14 protein-coding genes and 1 tRNA gene are annotated in these 15,230 nt (G+C 64.0%); 6 read left to right on the top strand and 9 right to left on the bottom strand.

Annotated elements, in window-relative coordinates:
* Positions 1-2 precede the first annotated feature (2 nt).
* The 8 genes from nusA to Q0C59_RS13470 form a co-directional block, all read right to left on the bottom strand.
* Positions 3-1,502: a transcription termination factor NusA gene (gene nusA / locus Q0C59_RS13435; RefSeq protein ID WP_291216328.1), complete on the bottom strand. Its 1,500-nt coding sequence runs from the start codon at positions 1,500-1,502 to the stop codon at positions 3-5.
* A gap of 51 nt (positions 1,503-1,553) precedes the next feature.
* Positions 1,554-2,153, bottom strand: a complete 600-nt coding sequence (rimP, locus tag Q0C59_RS13440) for a ribosome maturation factor RimP (protein WP_291216330.1) — start codon at positions 2,151-2,153, stop codon at positions 1,554-1,556.
* A 181-nt stretch (positions 2,154-2,334) separates the two neighbouring features.
* Entirely contained in the window at positions 2,335-2,556 is a 222-nt protein-coding gene (locus tag Q0C59_RS13445; protein WP_056274579.1) for a DUF2788 domain-containing protein, read from the bottom strand.
* Between the two features lie 3 nt (positions 2,557-2,559).
* Entirely contained in the window at positions 2,560-3,309 is a 750-nt protein-coding gene (locus Q0C59_RS13450) for a DUF2189 domain-containing protein (RefSeq protein ID WP_291216332.1), read from the bottom strand.
* A gap of 63 nt (positions 3,310-3,372) precedes the next feature.
* A complete protein-coding gene (locus Q0C59_RS13455; RefSeq protein WP_291216333.1) occupies positions 3,373-4,983 on the bottom strand; it encodes an ABC transporter ATP-binding protein in 1,611 nt (536 codons plus the stop codon).
* Positions 4,980-6,014, bottom strand: coding sequence for an ABC transporter permease (locus tag Q0C59_RS13460; RefSeq protein WP_291216334.1), 1,035 nt, complete (start codon positions 6,012-6,014; stop codon positions 4,980-4,982). The genes Q0C59_RS13455 and Q0C59_RS13460 overlap by 4 nt, the downstream gene beginning before the upstream one ends.
* Positions 6,014-7,039, bottom strand: coding sequence for a microcin C ABC transporter permease YejB (locus Q0C59_RS13465; protein ID WP_291216335.1), 1,026 nt, complete (start codon positions 7,037-7,039; stop codon positions 6,014-6,016). Before Q0C59_RS13465 ends, Q0C59_RS13460 begins: the two co-directional genes overlap by 1 nt.
* Before the next feature lie 107 nt (positions 7,040-7,146).
* Positions 7,147-8,994 carry an extracellular solute-binding protein gene (locus Q0C59_RS13470; protein WP_291216337.1) on the bottom strand — a complete coding sequence of 616 codons (1,848 nt, stop codon included), beginning with the start codon at positions 8,992-8,994 and terminating at the stop codon, positions 7,147-7,149.
* Positions 8,995-9,032: 38 nt separating this feature from the next.
* Here Q0C59_RS13470 and fabI point away from each other — a divergent pair, with 38 nt between their 5' ends.
* Both fabI and Q0C59_RS13480 read left to right on the top strand, forming a co-directional pair.
* Complete coding sequence (gene fabI / locus Q0C59_RS13475; RefSeq protein WP_291216339.1) at positions 9,033-9,830, top strand: enoyl-ACP reductase FabI; 798 nt, start codon at positions 9,033-9,035, stop codon at positions 9,828-9,830.
* Between the two features lie 22 nt (positions 9,831-9,852).
* Positions 9,853-10,704 carry a DNA ligase gene (locus tag Q0C59_RS13480; RefSeq protein WP_291216341.1) on the top strand — a complete coding sequence of 284 codons (852 nt, stop codon included), beginning with the start codon at positions 9,853-9,855 and terminating at the stop codon, positions 10,702-10,704.
* Positions 10,705-10,710: 6 nt separating this feature from the next.
* On the opposite strand, the gene Q0C59_RS13485 is transcribed toward Q0C59_RS13480, so the two are convergent.
* Positions 10,711-12,993, bottom strand: a complete 2,283-nt coding sequence (locus Q0C59_RS13485) for an arginine/lysine/ornithine decarboxylase (RefSeq protein ID WP_291216342.1) — start codon at positions 12,991-12,993, stop codon at positions 10,711-10,713.
* Positions 12,994-13,167: 174 nt separating this feature from the next.
* Between Q0C59_RS13485 and Q0C59_RS13490 the strand changes: the two genes are divergently transcribed.
* The 4 genes from Q0C59_RS13490 (at position 13,168) to Q0C59_RS13505 (ending at position 15,125) form a co-directional block, all read left to right on the top strand.
* Positions 13,168-13,593, top strand: coding sequence for an NfeD family protein (locus Q0C59_RS13490; RefSeq protein ID WP_291216344.1), 426 nt, complete (start codon positions 13,168-13,170; stop codon positions 13,591-13,593).
* Between the two features lie 70 nt (positions 13,594-13,663).
* Complete coding sequence (locus Q0C59_RS13495; RefSeq protein WP_291216346.1) at positions 13,664-14,578, top strand: SPFH domain-containing protein; 915 nt, start codon at positions 13,664-13,666, stop codon at positions 14,576-14,578.
* 28 nt (positions 14,579-14,606) lie between these two features.
* Positions 14,607-14,999 (top strand): DUF2237 family protein, encoded by a 393-nt coding sequence (locus Q0C59_RS13500; RefSeq protein ID WP_291216348.1) that lies wholly within the window; start codon positions 14,607-14,609, stop codon positions 14,997-14,999.
* A 36-nt stretch (positions 15,000-15,035) separates the two neighbouring features.
* Positions 15,036-15,125 (top strand) — tRNA-Ser (locus tag Q0C59_RS13505).
* Positions 15,126-15,230 lie beyond the last annotated feature (105 nt).

The raw sequence follows: 15,230 nt of genomic DNA on the forward strand, positions 1-15,230 counted from the left end.
GGTCAGGTCGTGGATTGCGCTTCGTCACCGGTGAACCAGTGAGCGCGTGCCAGCATGATCAGCGCGGTGGCCTCTTCAGGCGTCTGTGCGGTGATGTCGGTGAGCTCGTCGGTGGCCAGATCGGCCAGCTCGTCGCGGGTGTGGATGCCGGCGTCGGCCAACTTGGCGATCAGCTCCGGGGTCACGCCTTCGAGGTCGCGCAGGTCTTGCGAAACTTCTTCGACGCTCTCTTCGCGAGCGATTTCCATGGTCAGCAGGGCATCCTTGGCGCGGGTGCGCAGCTCATTGACCGTGTCCTCGTCAAAAGACTCGATCTCCAGCATTTCCTGCAGCGGCACGTAGGCCACTTCTTCGAGGCTGGTGAAGCCTTCTTCGATCAGGATGTCGGCAATCTCCTGGTCCACGTCGAGCTTGGCCATGAAGATCTTGCGGATGCCGTCGGCCTCTTCGGCCTGCTTCTGGGCCGACTCGTCGGCCGTCATGATGTTGATGCGCCAGCCGGTCAGCTCGGACGCCAGTCGCACGTTCTGACCACCGCGGCCGATGGCGATGGCGAGGTTTTCCTCGTCCACCACCACGTCCATGGCGTGGCGCTCTTCGTCCACCACGATGGAGACCACGTTGGCGGGAGCCAAAGCGCCAATGACGAATTGCGCCGGGTCTTCCGACCACAGCACGATGTCCACGCGTTCGCCGGCGAGTTCGTTGGTCACGCCGTTGACGCGCGATCCACGCACACCGACACAGGTGCCGATGGGGTCGATGCGACGGTCGTTGGTGTGCACGGCAATCTTGGCGCGCGAACCCGGATCGCGGGCGCAGGTCTTGATCTCCAGCAGGCCTTGCTCGATTTCGGGCACTTCCTGGCGGAAGAGCTCGATCATGAATTCGGGGGCCGAGCGCGACAGCAGGATCGGTGCACCGCGCAAGGTGAGGTCCACGTCCATGATCATGGCGCGCACACGGTCGCCGGTGCGGAAGTTTTCCTTGGGGATCATCTCGCCACGCTTGAGACGGCCTTCCACGCGGCCGCTCTCAACGATGAGGTCGCCCTTGTCCATGCGCTTGACGGTGCCCACGAAGATCTTGTCGCCGCGCGACATGAAGTCGTTGAGCAGCATCTCGCGCTCGGCGTCGCGGATCTTTTGCAGGATCACCTGTTTGGCCGCCATGGCGCCAATGCGGCCGATCGGCACGCTCTCCACCGGCTTTTCAATGAAGTCGCCTTCTTCGATGTCGGCGAGTTCGTCGCGGGCGTCGGTGAGCAACTCTTCGGCGTCGGGGTTCTGCAGGCCGGCCTCATCGGGCACGACCAACCAGCGGCGGAAGGTCTCATAGGCACCGGTGTCCGGGTCCATGGCCACGCGGATGTCCACCTCGCCCTTGTACAGTTTTTTGGTGGCCGAGGCCAGCGCCAGTTCCACGGCGCCCAACACGACGTCTCGCTCGACGTTTTTCTCGCGCGAGATCGCATCGATCAGCATCAACATTTCGCGGTTCATTTCACTCGCCCACCTTTCCGAATTGCATGTCCTGGCTCACTTTGATTTCTCTCATTCGTCACTGTCTGAAGCATTGGCTCCGGGGGCCTGGCGGCCCTTGAAATTCACGATTGGCGCCAAGCGCGCCTGCTGGATGTCGTCCAGCGAAAAGGTCATGGCCTGCATGGGCACGGGCGCCCGCTTCTTGCTCACCCGGGCACCGGGCTTGGGCTCTGGTGCATCGCTCCAGACCACCTGCCACTGCACGCCATCGTCGGCACGCTCCAGCGTGCCCCTGAATTTCTTGCGGTTCGCCGCCACGTCGGTACCGGTGGCGCCGATCGGGGCCTTCAAGGTGAGGTCGATCACGTGACCTTCAAACCGCACGTAGTCGATCTCGCGCTTGAGCGGCCGGTCAATACCCGGCGAACCCACTTCGAGGCGGCGGTATTCCAGACCCTCAACTTCCAGCAGGTATTGCAACTGACGCGTGATTTTTTCGCAATCTTCGACCGTGACAAAACGCTCCGGCGGCACCGGCTGACCTTCAACAGGCGCCTCCCAAGGGAGATCGATCGTGACCTTCAGCAAGCCGCTGCCCGAGCGCTCCAGCTCCACCAGGTCAAAACCCAGTCCGGTAACGGTCTGCTCTACGATCTCTTGCCAAGCCATGCTGATGGTGTCTGCCCAGGGTGTGCCGTGATATCAACCCTGTGGATTACCTCAGGGTCAAAAGCGTTCGGCCAAAAAAAATGGGCCGGTAGTTACCCGCCCATTTGGTCGTGAAGCTCGCATTGTAACGCCTGCCACAGTCGATTGGCAACCCGATCGACCATTCAATGCGGAACGCCGTTCAAATACCCAGCACCCATTGAATGAGGTTCTTGGCCAGAAACCCCAGCATGCCGAATGAGAGCACCAGAAACAGCACGAAGGTGCCGAACTTGCCGGCCTTGGATTCGCGGGCGAGGTTGAACACGATGAAAAGCATGTAGAGGATGAAGGCGCCGACGCCAAAGGTCAGGCCGAACTGGGCGATCTGGCCCTCGGTGTAGCCGAACAGGGTGTTGCCCATGGTTCAGCGCTCCATCCGATGGGCGGTCAGGTCGCGGTAGGCGTGCCAGCTGGCGTGGGCCAGCAGCGGAATCAGCACGATCAGGCCGAGCAAGCCGGTGGCCATGCCCAGGCCGACCAGGAAGGCGATCACCACCGCCCACAACACCATGGGTCCGGGGTGGGTCGCCACGGCGCGCCAACTCTCGGCCACCGCCTCCATCACAGAAGCTCGGGTATCCACCAGCATGGGCAGAGCCACCACGGTGGAGGCAAACACGGGCGCTGCCAACAAGGCGCCCAGCAACAACCAGACCTCGAACAGGCCCACCTGGCGCACCAGCACCACATGGCGCAAAAAATCCACCGGCTTGAGGATAGGCACGGGCGACCCCAGCGTGATCAGCCCGGCCGAGGTGAGCACCCAGCCGGTGCCGGCCAGGCCCAGCAACAAGCCGAACTTCACCAGACGTCCATCGCCCGAGCGCCAGAGTTGAATCACCTCGCCCAGGCCGGCCCTGCGCTGGCGGCTGACCTGGTAAAGCCCGGTCGCGAGGATGGGCGCGACGATGAGGAAGCCCGAGAAGGCGCCAGCCAGCAGCCAGAACTGGTCACGCGCAGCCCAGAGCAACAGCCAGCCGAAGGCGGTGAGCAGCAGTCCATGCACCAGGCCTGGCACCGGGTTGCGCCGCAGGTCGGCCCAGCCCAAAGCCAGCCAGCGCCAGGGCGACTGCAGTGAGACGGGGTGTGTCGAATGGGGTGTGGAATCGGTCATGAGCAGCGGTTATACGCCGCCCACCCCTCCAGCGGCCTGATGCAGGTCAAGCCCGTGAGCGCATCAGGCTGCAGCCTGCACCAGCGTGCGGGTGTAGGGATGCCCGGGCGCGCGCAACACCTGTTCCACCGAGCCACTTTCGACCACCGCGCCGTCCTTCATCACGATGACGTGGTGCGCCATGGCCTGGATGACGTCCACGTCGTGCGTGATCAGCAGATAGCTCAAGCCGCGCTCGCGCTGCAGGCGCTGCAGCAGGGCCAGCACCTGCTTTTGCACCGTCACATCCAGCGCGCTGGTGGGTTCGTCGAGGACCAGCAACTGTGGATCGATGATGAGCGCGCGCGCAATCGCCAGGCGCTGGCGCTGCCCCCCCGAGAACTCGTGCGGATATCGTTGCAACCAGTCCCCGCCGCGCTTGGGGTCGTCGACCAGACCGACGTCGGCCAGGGCCGTGACCACGCGCTCGCGGCGTTGCGCCACGGAGAGCCCGGGCTGGTGAACCAGCAGGCCTTCGCCCACGATCTGCTCGATGGTCATGCGCGGTGAGAGCGAGGAAAAAGGGTCCTGGAACACGACCTGCACCCGCTGGCGCAGTGCCCTGCCCTGGCCGCTCCTGAGGGCTTGCGCCCAGTCGGACCCGGTCACTTGCAAGCTGCCCTGGTGCGGCAACAGGCCCAGCGCGGCCAGCGCCAGCGTCGACTTGCCCGAACCCGATTCGCCGATCACGCCCAGCGTCTGGCCCGGTGCCACGTCCAGGTCGGCGCCCTGCACCGCAACGAACTCACCCTTCTTGAACCAGCCGCGCAGGCCGGGCAGAGGCACCGGGTAACTCACACGCAAGCCACGTGCATGCAGCACCGGCACAGCATCCGCAGCGGGTGGCTCGGCGGGCACCACATCGCGCTTGGGTTTGCTGGCCAGCAGCATCTGTGTGTAGGCATGCCGCGGCGCGGCAAACACCTCACTCACGACGCCCTGCTCCACCAGATGGCCCTGCTCCATGACGGCCACGCGATCGGCAAAGCGGCGAACCAGGTTCAGGTCGTGGGTGATCAGCAGCACTGCCATGCCGTGCTGGCGCTGCAGGTCGGCCAGCAGGTCCAGTATCTGGCCGCGCAGGCTCACGTCCAAAGCGGTGGTGGGCTCGTCGGCCAGCAGCAACTTGGGCGCGCTGGCGAGCGCCATGGCGATCATGGCGCGCTGGCGCTGACCGCCGCTGAGCTGGTGAGGAAAGGCATTGGCGCGGCGCGCGGGTTCGGGGATGCCGGTGGAAGCCAGCAACTCGATGGTGGAGGCGAGCGCCTGGCGCGGTGTGAAGCCCTTCTTGAGTTGCAACACCTCGCCGATCTGGTCTCCCACGGTGTAGAGCGGGTTGAGCGCCGTCATGGGCTCCTGGAAGATGATCGCCACCTCGTCGCCGCGCACCCCGCGCAGCTGGTGCTCGGTCATGGCCAGCAGGTCGTTGCCGTTGAACAGCGCCGAGCCACTCACCTCGGCGTTTTGTACCAGGCGCAACAGCGAGAGCGCCGATACCGTTTTGCCCGAGCCGGATTCACCCACCAGGGCCAGCTTCTCGCCGGCCTTGATGGCGAAGTCGATGCCGTGCACGACTTCCTGGCCGCCAAACGACACGCGCAGACCTTTCACGTCCAGGAGCATGGAAGTCGTCATTTGTCCGCTTTCCGTGGGTCCAACGCATCGCGCAGTGCATCGCCCATGAAGGTCAACAGCAGCAGCGTGATCACCAGCACCGCAAAGGTGGACAGCGAAATCCACCAGGCGTCGATGCTGTTCTTGCCCTGGCTGAGCAACTCGCCCAGCGACGGTGTGCCGGGCGGCACGCCCAGCCCCAGGAAGTCGAGCGAGGTGAGCGCCAGAATGGCCGCGCTCATGCGAAACGGCAGGAAAGTCACCACGGGGGTCAGGCTGTTGGGCAGCACGTGGCGCCAGATGATCTGCCAGTTCGACAACCCCAGGGCGCGGGCTGCGCGCACGTAATCGAGCTGTCGGTTGCGCAGGAACTCGGCGCGCACATAGTCGGACAAACCCATCCACCCGAACAGGCTCAGCAACACCAGCAGCAGCGCCAGGCTGGGCGCGAACACGGCCGAGAAAATGATGAGCAGGTAGAGCTCGGGCATGGAACCCCAGATCTCGATGAAGCGCTGGAAAACGAGGTCGGTCTTGCCGCCAAAAAACCCCTGTATGGCCCCCGTGACGATGCCCAGCATCACGCCGATGGTTGTGAGCGCCAGCGCGAACAGCACGCTCACGCGAAAACCGTAGATGAGCTGGGCCAGCAGATCGCGGCCGCGGTCGTCCGTGCCGAGCCAGTTGGCGGCCGTGGGCCCGGCCGGGTTGGGCGATGCAGCGAAGTAATTGATGGTGTTGGAGCCGTAGGGATTGGGCGCAAACAGCGCCCAGTTCTCGCCCTTGGATATCTGCTCCTGGATGAAAGGGTCGAGGTAGTCGGTGGGCGTGTCGAAATCGCCGCCAAAAACCGTTTCAGCGTGCTCCTGCACCACCGGGAAATACGTGTTGCCTTCGTAGCGAACGATCAGGGGCCGGTCGTTGGAGAGCACCTCTGCGAACAGGCTGGCCACCACCAGCACGCAAAAAACGATCAGGCTCCAATAGCCCAGCTTGTTGCGTTTGAACCGCAGCCAGGCGCGCCGCCCCGGGCTCAGGGATGTGGTGGCCATCAGTCGAACTTCACGCGGGGGTCGACCCACACGTAGCAGAGGTCGGAGATCAGCTTGGTGACCAGGCCGATCAGGGTGAACAGGAACAGTGTGCCCATGACCACGGGGTAGTCGCGGCGGATCACGCTCTCGTAGCTGAGCAGCCCGAGCCCGTCGAGCGAAAACAAAGTTTCGATCAGCAGTGCACCGGTGAAGAACGCACCGATGAAGGCCGCCGGAAAGCCGGTGACGATGGGGATGAGCGCGTTGCGGAAAACATGCTTCCAAAGCACCTGCCGCTCGCTCAGGCCTTTGGCACGCGCGGTCATCACGTACTGCTTGCGGATTTCCTCCAGAAAGGCGTTTTTGGTCAGCATGGCTGTGACCGCGAAACTGCCCAGCACCATGGCGGTGACGGGCAAGGTGATGTGCCAGAGGTAGTCCACGATCCGTGCGCCCCAGCTGAGTTCTTCCCAGTTGGACGAGGTCAGTCCGCGCAGCGGGAACCACTGCAGTTGTCCACCAAAAATCACCAACAGCGCCACGCCCAGCACAAAGCCCGGAATGGCATAGCCGATCAGCACCAGCAGGGTGGTCACCAGGTCAAAGCGCGAGCCGGCGCGCACCGCCTTGGCCACGCCCAGCGGCACCGCCACGCCGTAGCTGATGAGGAACGTCCACAGGCCCAGGGTGATGGACACCGGCAACTTCTCCAGGATCAGATCTCCGACGGGTTTGTTCTGGAAGAAGCTGGTGCCCAGATCAAAACGCGCAAAGCGTCCGAGCATTTCGATGAAGCGTTCATGCGCCGGTTTGTCAAAGCCGTAGAGCGCCTTGATCTGCTCGATGCGCTGCGGGTCCACGCCTTGCGCACCACGGTACACCGAGCCCCCTTCGGCCGCCCCGCCCTCCGCGCTTCGAGCCTCGGCCAGGTACTGCTCCACGGGCCCGCCCGGCACGAACTGCACCACCACAAAGGTGATGAGCAGCACCCCGAACAGCGTCGGGATCATGAGCAGCAGGCGTTTGAGGATGTAGACCCACATGGCGTGTCAGTCCTGTCGGGGTGGAGGGGCCGCCGCGCCGGGCCGCCCCAAGCAAGGCCAGCCCCCTTGGGGGGCAGCGACCCGCGCAGCGGTGGAGCGTGGGGGCATCATTGCCTGGCCCACCAGGTGTCAATGGCCCATGCTTCGCCTGTGGCGTACGGCGGCATTTGCTCAGGGCGTTCCAAGCGCCATGCGTTGTAGGCCATGCGGTGGGTGGTGGCCGACCATTGGGGAATCAGCACATGGCTGTGGGTGATGGCGCGATCCAGTGCACGGCACGCTGTCAGAAACTCAGGCCGCGTCTTGGCACTGATCATGCGCGTGATGAGCGTGTCGACCGCCGTGTTGGCAATGCCGGTGAAGTTGCCCGAGTCGGGGGTTTTGGCGGCTTCGGAGCCGAACAGGTCGGCATACTCCGAGCCCGGGTTGTGGGTTCCCCCAAAGGCAAGCGTCAGCACATCAAAGTCAAAGGTGCGCAGGCGCTGCTGGTAGAGCGCAAAGTCCACCGGGCGAAAACGCAATGTCACGCCGAGCTTCTCGAGGTTGCGGATCCAGGGCGCCACCACACGAGCGCCCACCTCGTTGCTGTCGAGGTACTCCAGCACCATGGGTTGACCTTGTGCGTTCTTCAGCACGCCGTCCTGTACTGTCCAGCCCGCCTCGCGCAGCAAGGCCTGGGCGCGCCGCAGATTCTGGCGCAGCGAACTCTCACCATCGGTTCTGGGCGGCTGGTAGGCCGGGCCCACCACCGCCGGTGGCAACTGCGCACGCAGCGACTCCAGCAAGGCCAGCTCATTTGCATCGGGCACCCCGCTGGCCGAACAATCGGTGTTGCCAAACAGACCCTGCACGCGCTGGTACGCGTTGTAAAACATCTGGCGGTTCATCCACTCATAGTCCATGGCCAGGGCCAAGGCCTCACGCACGCGGATGTCGTCCAGCGGCTTGCGGCGGGTGTTCAGCACATAACTCTGAAAGCCCGTGGGCAGGCGGTGGGTGAACTCGCCCTTGACCAGTTCGCCGGAGTCGAACTTGCGCCCGGTAACGCGCCGCGCCCAGTCGCCGGCCGAGAAAAAGCGCATGAGGTCGAACTCGCCAGCCTTCAGCGCTTCCAGCCGTGCGGTGTTGTCGCGGTAAATCTTGACCGTGATGCGATCGAAGTTGGCGGTGCCGCGACGCACCGGCAGGTCCCGACCCCAGTACGCCGGGTCGCGCACGTAAGTGATGTCCTTGCCGAAACTGACCGGGCCGATTTTGTAGGGTCCACTGCCGATGGGGAGGTCGGTGACGACCTTGTCGAAGGTCTTGCGCTGTCCGGTGGCCGGGTCGATCTCATTGCCCCAGGCGCGGCTGAACACCGGCAGCCCGCCCACCGTGAGAGGCAGTTCGCGGTTGGGCACCTTGAAGCGGTAACGCACCGTGCGCTCGTCAATCACGTCCAGCCCCGCCACGTCGGCCAGGATGGTCTTGTAGACCGGTGAGGTGTGCGGGCCCAGCAGCGTGTCGAAGGTGTGCTTGACATCGGCCGCCAGCACCGGGTCGCCATTGTGAAAGCGTGCCGTGCTGCGCAGCCTGAAGGTCGCCGACAGGCCGTCGCCCGCCGCCTGAACGTCTTCGGCGAGCAGGCCGTACGCGGCACCCGTCTCGTCAAGCGCACCGGCCAGCAGCGAATCGAACATCAGGTTCGACAGGTAGGCCGGGCCATTGCCGCGCAGGGTGAAGGGGTTGTACTTGTCGAAGGTGCTGGCGCGCTGGTTGCTGACCAGCCGCAGCTCGCCACCCTTGGGCGCTTGCGGATTGACGTAGTCGAAGTGCGTGAAGCCATCGGGGTACTTGAGCTCGCCCCAGAGCGCATAACCATGAGCAGCCCAACCCAGCGGACTCCAGAGCGCCAGCAACGCGGCCAAAGACAGCGAAACGAGTCGGTGGCCAGGGCGGATGCGGGAAAAGTGCATGCGACAATTCTGAAGGATTTTTCATTGGAGACAGAAACATGGGTTTTCTCACCGGCAAGAAATTGCTGATCACGGGCGTGCTGTCCAACCGGTCCATCGCCTATGGCATCGCCAGAGCCTGCCACCAGCAGGGCGCAGAGCTCGCATTCAGCTATGTCGGCGAGCGTTTCAAGGACCGCATCACCGAGTTCGCGGCCGACTTCAACTCCAAGCTCATCTTCGACTGCGACGTGGGTGACGACGCCCAGATCGAGAAACTGTTTACCGACCTGGCGCAGGTCTGGCCCAAGTTCGACGGCTTCGTGCACAGCATCGGCTTTGCCCCGCGCGAAGCCATCGCCGGTGATTTCCTCGACGGCCTGACGCGCGAAAACTTCCGCATCGCGCACGACATCAGCGCCTACAGCTTCCCGGCCATGGCCAAGGCTGCGTTGCCCATGCTCAACCCGAAGTCGGCCCTGCTCACCCTCACCTACCTCGGTGCACTGCGCGCCGTGCCCAACTACAACACCATGGGTCTGGCCAAGGCCAGCCTGGAGGCGTCTGTGCGTTACCTGGCCGAGTCGCTCGGCCCCAAGGGCATGCGCGTCAACGGCATCAGCGCCGGCCCCATCAAGACCTTGGCCGCCAGCGGCATCAAGGACTTCGGCAAGCTGCTGGGCATGGTGGCCAGCGCCTCGCCGATCCGGCGCAACGTGACCATTGAAGACGTGGGCAACGTGGCCGCCTTCCTGCTCAGCGACCTGGCCGCCGGCGTGACCGCCGAGATCACCTACGTGGATGGTGGCTACAGCCACACCACGGGCGTCAGCCGCGACAGCGACGCGCTGAGCTGATCCCCGAGAGATTCGGGGCGTCATGAAACGGCGCGAACTGCTCGGCTGGCTCGGCCTGCTCGCCAGCGGCGTGCCGTGGCCCGCGTGGTCGGGCGAAGCTCCCGCACTGATGCTCTCCAATGTGTACCGGCCCGGTGTGCGGCTGGCCGACTACTGGCTGAGCGAAAAGTACGACGGCCTGCGTGGCTTCTGGAATGGGAGGCAACTGCTGACCCGCGGGGGCGAGGTGGTGGTGGCGCCCGACTGGTTCACCGCAGGTTGGCCCGCCGAGCCCATGGATGGTGAGCTCTGGGTCGGACGCGGACGATTTGAAGAAGCGCTGTCCACGGTGCGCCGGCAAACCCCCAAGGATTACGATTGGCGCCGCGTCCGTTTCATGGTGTTCGACCTGCCCGCCCACCCGGGGCTCTTCAACGAACGCATCCAGGCGTACCAGACACTGGTGCGACAACTCAACCGGCCGTGGGTACAGGCTGTCGCACAACAGCGCGTTCACAGCCACGCCGAGTTGATGGAGCGGCTGGACCGCTTGGTGAAAGCAGGCGGCGAGGGTTTGATGCTGCACCGGGGCGATTCTCTCTACCGCGCCGAGCGCAATGACGATTTGTTGAAGGTGAAGACCCACGAAGACGCCGAAGCGCGTGTGCTGCAGCACCTGGCCGGCCAAGGTCGGCACACCGGTCGCATGGGCGCCCTGCTGGTGGAAACGCCCGATGGCGTGCAGTTCCGCCTGGGCACCGGCTTCACAGATGCCCAGCGCGATCACCCACCGGCCGTGGGCGAGTGGGTGACCTACCGTTTTCGCGGCCTCAACGCCAGCGGCGTGCCGCGATTCGCCAGCTTCCTGCGGCCGCGCCCCGACGCGCAGCCTTGACCCGGATCAGGCCTTCACGCAATCGGCGAAGTACCGCTTCTTGCCGTCGTCGCCCACCATCTCCACGAGACCGTGGATGTCGGTCTCGAAGCCCGGGCACTGGGCATTGAACTCACGCGCGAACTTGAGGTAGTCGACGATCTTCTTGTTGAAGACCTCGCCCGGAATCAGCAGCGGAATGCCCGGTGGGTACGGCGTCACCAGGCTGGTGGTGATGCGACCTTCGAGCTCGTCGATCGGCACACGCTCGGTGGTGCGCTGCGCAATGTGGGCAAACGCATCGGTCGGCTTCATGGCCGGTGTCAGGTCGCTCAGGTACATCTCGGTCGTCAGGCGCGCGATGTCGTAGCGGGCGTAGAGCTCGTGCACGTGTTGGCACAGATCGCGCAGGCCCATCTGCTCATAGCGCGGGTGCTTCTGGCAGAACTCCGGCAGGATGCGCCACATCGGCTGGTTCTTGGCGTAATCGTCCTTGAACTGCTGCAGCGCGGTCAGCAACGTGTTCCACCGGCCCTTGGTGATGCCGATGGTGAACATGATGAAGAACGAGTACAGGCCCGTCTTCTCCACCACCACGCCGTGCTCGGCGAGGAACTTGGTGACGATGGACGCCGGGATACCGGTGGGCTCGAAGCGCCCGTCCAGGTTCAGGCCCGGCGTGACGATCGTCGCCTTGATCGGGTCGAGCATGTTGAAGCCCGGTGCCATGTCGCCAAAACCGTGCCATTCCTTGGCCGTGGCCTGCGAGCCCGCCGGATCCTGGTTCAGCACCCAGTCCGTCGCCTCGCCCATGCCCTCCTCAGCCAGGTCGTCCGGCCCCCAGACCTTGAACCACCAGTCGTCGTCGCCGAACTCGGCGTCGATTTTGCGCATGGCGCGACGGAAATCGAGCGCTTCAAAAATGCTCTCTTCCACCAGCGCCTTGCCACCGGGCGGCTCCATCATGGCGGCGGCCACGTCGCAACTGGCGATGATCGCGTACTGCGGGCTGGTGCTGGTGTGCATCAGGTAGGCCTCGTTGAAGAGGTGGCGATCGAGCTTGACGTGTTGCGAGTCCTGCACCAGCACATGGCTGGCCTGGCTGATGCCGGCGAGCAGTTTGTGGATGGACTGCGTGGCGTACACCACCGACTCCAGCGGCCGCACGCGCTTTTTTCCCATGGCGTGGAAGTTGCCGTAGAACGGGTGAAAGGCCGCGTGGGGCAGCCAGGCTTCGTCAAAATGCAGGTTGGCCACGTAGCCGTCGAGCATCTGCTTGATGGCTTCGGTGTTGTAGAGCACGCCGTCGTAGGTGGACTGCGTGAGCGTGAGCACGCGGGGCTTGACCGTGTCGGGGTCCACACCGGCCAGCAGCGGATTGGCGCGGATCTTGGCCTTGATGGCATCGATCTCGAACTCGCTCTGCGGGATCGGGCCGATGATGCCGTAGTGGTTGCGCGTGGGCTTCAAGAAGACGGGGATCGCGCCCGTCATGATGATGCTGTGCAGGATGGACTTGTGGCAGTTGCGGTCCACCACCACCACATCGCCCGGCGCCACCGTATGGTGCCAGACCATCTTGTTGCTGGTGCTGGTGCCGTTGGTGACAAAGAAGCAGTGGTCGGCGTTGAAGATGCGCGCGGCGTTGCGCTCGCTCGCGCCAATGGCGCCGTTGTGGTCCAGCAGCTGGCCCAGCTCTTCCACCGCGTTGCAAACGTCGGCGCGCAGCATGTTCTCGCCGAAGAACTGGTGGAACATCTGGCCCACCGGGCTCTTGAGGAACGCCACACCACCCGAGTGGCCCGGGCAGTGCCACGAATACGAGCCGTCTTCGGCGTAGTCGAGCAGGGCCTTGAAAAACGGCGGCTGGATGCCCTCGAGGTAACTCTTGGCTTCGCGGATGATGTGGCGCGCCACGAACTCCGGCGTGTCCTCGAACATGTGGATGAAGCCGTGCAGCTCGCGCAGGATGTCGTTGGGCAAATGCCGGCTGGTCTTGGTCTCGCCGTAGATGTAGATCGGCACATCCGAGTTCTTGCGCCGCACCTCGTCGATGAAGTTGCGCAGGTTCAGCACCACCGGGTCGAGGTCGGCGCCGTGGCTGAATTCCTCGTCGTCGATCGACAGGATGAAGGCGCTGGCCCGGCTCTGCTGTTGGGCGAACTGGCTCATGTCGCCATAGCTGGTCACCCCGACCACCTCGAAGCCTTCGACCTCGATGGCCTGCGCCAAAGCGCGAATGCCCAGACCCGAGGTGTTTTCGGAGCGGAAGTCCTCGTCGATGATGACGATGGGGAAACGGAATTTCATGAAGTTCTCCAGCCGCGGGAGGCGCGGCCATCAGGCGAAAGAAAGCGCGAAGTGTACGGACAACATGAGACAGCTTGCCGGTGCGTCCGTTCATTTGCCCCAGAATGTGGCATTGCTCAGACAAACGCCGGAAGCGAAAGCCCGGCGCAGTCCATTCAACTCACGGGAACATGCATGTCGGATTCAACATTGTGGTGGGTGTTGGCGGGTTTCACCGTAGCACTCGAACTGTTCACAGGCACTTTCTACCTGCTCATGCTCGCCGTGGGCCTGGCCGCAGGTGCACTGGCCGCCCACGCAGGCCTGGGGCTGGCGGGGCAACTCAGCGTGGCCGCCTTCGTCGGATCGGCGGCGGTGGTGACCTGCTATGTCATCAAGAAGCGGCGCCCTGCCGACCCGTCCGTGCGTGCCATGCGCAGCGTGAACCTGGATGTGGGCGAGATTCTGCAGATCGACGAATGGAACGTTGATGGCACGGCCAGCGTCAAATACCGGGGCGCCCAATGGACCGTGATCCATCGCCCGGGCAATCCGCCCACCCCCGGTGCCTACCGGATCGCCGAGCTGGTTGGCAGCCGGTTGCTGGTCGACAAGGTCTGACGCACAAGCCTGCTGCGCCCTTGCGCTACCCTCACCACCTGACTTTCAACCGTCCCGAGACCCGTCCGCCATGGAAATTGCCATCCTCCTCCTCGTCGTCGCCGCCATCTTCATCACACGCTCCGTCAAGGTGGTCCCACAGCAAAACGCCTGGGTCGTCGAACGCCTGGGGAAATACAACACCTCGCTGGCACCCGGCCTGAACTTCCTGATCCCGTTCATCGACAAGGTGGCCTACAAACACAGCCTGAAGGAAATTCCGCTGGACGTGCCCAGCCAGGTCTGCATCACGCGCGACAACACCCAATTGCAGGTCGACGGCATTCTGTATTTCCAGGTCACCGATCCCATGCGCGCCAGCTACGGATCGTCCAACTACATCGTGGCAGTGACCCAGCTCGCCCAGACCTCGTTGCGCTCGGTGATCGGCAAGCTGGAGCTCGACAAGACGTTCGAAGAGCGCGACATCATCAACGCGCAAGTGGTGCACGCCATCGATGAAGCTGCGCTCAACTGGGGCGTGAAGGTGCTGCGCTATGAGATCAAGGACCTCACCCCCCCGAAAGAGATCTTGCTGGCCATGCAGGCCCAGATCACGGCTGAACGCGAGAAGCGCGCGCTGATCGCAGCCTCTGAAGGCCGCCGCCAGGAGCAGATCAACATCGCCACCGGCGAGCGTGAAGCCTTCATTGCCCGCTCCGAGGGTGAAAAGCAAGCAGAGATCAACAATGCCCAGGGCGAAGCTTCGGCAATTCTTGCGGTGGCCGAAGCGACGGCAGAAGCCATTCGCGTGGTGGCAGAAGCCATTCGCCAACCCGGTGGACAGGAAGCCGTGCAGCTCAAGGTGGCCGAGCGCGCAGTGGACGCCTACGCCAAGGTGGCCTCCGACGCCACCACCACCTTGATCGTTCCAAGCAACATGACCGAAGTGTCGGCCTTGATCGCTTCCGCCATGAAAATGGTGGGTGCCACCAAGACCAACTGACCGATCCTCCGCCCTCGTTGACACCACCATGACTCTCGCGCGCAACGTTCTTGGCAGCGAACTCCTGCCTTGCTCCTACGACCCGCTCACCGGCTTTTACCGGGACGGTTGTTGCGAGACCGGACCCGACGACCACGGTACCCATGTGGTGTGCGCGCGCGTGACCGCGCCCTTCCTGGCGTTCTCTCGCGAGCGCGGCAACGACCTGAGCACACCGCGGCCCGAGTGGCGGTTCGCCGGTCTCAAGCCTGGTGACCGCTGGTGCCTGTGCGTTCAACGTTGGAAAGAAGCCTTGCAAGCCGGCATGGCTCCACCCGTGGTGCTGGAGAGTACCAACGTCACCACCTTGCAACACGTATCCCTGGAGGTGCTGCAGCAGCATGCGTGGCACAAGACGGCTGACGGCAGTTCAGCCACCTGAGCAGGCCCGCGAGGCTGCTACAATTGAAGGCTTCGCGGAGAGGTGGATGAGCGGTTTAAGTCGCACGCCTGGAAAGCGTGTGTGGGCTAATACCCACCGCGGGTTCGAATCCCGCCCTCTCCGCCAGGGATCAAGCAAACACGGGCCTCACGGCCCGTTTTTCTTTTGTGCAGCCCCTTTGTCGGCCCCTCGGCCATCAGGCTTGCACGGTACGCATGCGCTTCAGGTCGC

Source organism: Hydrogenophaga sp., assembly GCF_022844385.1.
In the GTDB taxonomy this organism is placed as follows: domain Bacteria; phylum Pseudomonadota; class Gammaproteobacteria; order Burkholderiales; family Burkholderiaceae_C; genus Hydrogenophaga.

Coding starts and splice junctions, on each gene's coding strand:
- Q0C59_RS13495 (WP_291216346.1), top strand. CDS start 13,664: ATGGAAATTGCCATCCTCCTCCTCGTCGTCGCCGCCATCTTCATCACA.
- Q0C59_RS13470 (WP_291216337.1), bottom strand. CDS start 8,994: ATGCACTTTTCCCGCATCCGCCCTGGCCACCGACTCGTTTCGCTGTCT.
- Q0C59_RS13460 (WP_291216334.1), bottom strand. CDS start 6,014: ATGGCCACCACATCCCTGAGCCCGGGGCGGCGCGCCTGGCTGCGGTTC.
- Q0C59_RS13450 (WP_291216332.1), bottom strand. CDS start 3,309: ATGACCGATTCCACACCCCATTCGACACACCCCGTCTCACTGCAGTCG.
- nusA (WP_291216328.1), bottom strand. CDS start 1,502: ATGAACCGCGAAATGTTGATGCTGATCGATGCGATCTCGCGCGAGAAA.
- Q0C59_RS13485 (WP_291216342.1), bottom strand. CDS start 12,993: ATGAAATTCCGTTTCCCCATCGTCATCATCGACGAGGACTTCCGCTCC.
- rimP (WP_291216330.1), bottom strand. CDS start 2,153: ATGGCTTGGCAAGAGATCGTAGAGCAGACCGTTACCGGACTGGGTTTT.
- Q0C59_RS13455 (WP_291216333.1), bottom strand. CDS start 4,983: ATGACGACTTCCATGCTCCTGGACGTGAAAGGTCTGCGCGTGTCGTTT.
- Q0C59_RS13480 (WP_291216341.1), top strand. CDS start 9,853: ATGAAACGGCGCGAACTGCTCGGCTGGCTCGGCCTGCTCGCCAGCGGC.
- fabI (WP_291216339.1), top strand. CDS start 9,033: ATGGGTTTTCTCACCGGCAAGAAATTGCTGATCACGGGCGTGCTGTCC.
- Q0C59_RS13500 (WP_291216348.1), top strand. CDS start 14,607: ATGACTCTCGCGCGCAACGTTCTTGGCAGCGAACTCCTGCCTTGCTCC.
- Q0C59_RS13490 (WP_291216344.1), top strand. CDS start 13,168: ATGTCGGATTCAACATTGTGGTGGGTGTTGGCGGGTTTCACCGTAGCA.
- Q0C59_RS13465 (WP_291216335.1), bottom strand. CDS start 7,039: ATGTGGGTCTACATCCTCAAACGCCTGCTGCTCATGATCCCGACGCTG.
- Q0C59_RS13445 (WP_056274579.1), bottom strand. CDS start 2,556: ATGGGCAACACCCTGTTCGGCTACACCGAGGGCCAGATCGCCCAGTTC.